Origin of the sequence: Pseudomonas sp. 32_A (assembly GCF_017490905.1) — a bacterium.
Classification (GTDB): Bacteria; Pseudomonadota; Gammaproteobacteria; order Pseudomonadales; family Pseudomonadaceae; genus Aquipseudomonas; species Aquipseudomonas inefficax.
The window spans coordinates 1-445 of sequence record NZ_JAFGYI010000342.1 but is presented as its reverse complement, the minus strand read 5'-3'; the positions used below and the strand labels follow the sequence as shown (position 1 = coordinate 445).

Here is a 445-nt window from a genome sequence, read left to right as displayed (position 1 = left end):
GTACCGAGGGAAATCACAATGATTTCAGCCGATAAAATAAAGTCCGTCCGCACTGCCCCTTTGATTTTCTCTTTTTCATGCGCCACCAAATCTATGCTTTCATTGGCATTGGCTGCTACCCGTTCGGCTTGCTCGGGGTCATTGCTGCCAGCGTGGGGCCAAAATTTGTGCACCACTTTTTCTGCCCCTTCATAACACAGATATAAACCACCAATCATCAATAACCCGGTCACTAAGGCTTGCGAAATCGCACTAATAATCAAAGCCAGTGGCACCAAAATCGCTTTATTGACTAAGGAGCCTTTGGCGACACTCCACACCACAGGTAACTCGCGATCGGCTTTTACCCCTGACACTTGATTGGCGTTAAGTGCCAAATCATCGCCCAACACGCCCGCCGTTTTTTTGGCAGCGACTTTTGTCATCACCGATACATCATCTAGGA

At 48.1% G+C, this 445-nt stretch carries 1 protein-coding gene; it reads right to left on the bottom strand.

Features of this window, described 5'->3' with window-relative positions; all coding sequences use genetic code 11:
* Positions 1-445, bottom strand: a 445-nt coding sequence (locus tag J5M58_RS26980; protein ID WP_207880478.1) for a DUF808 family protein, incomplete at both ends; no start/stop codon positions are given.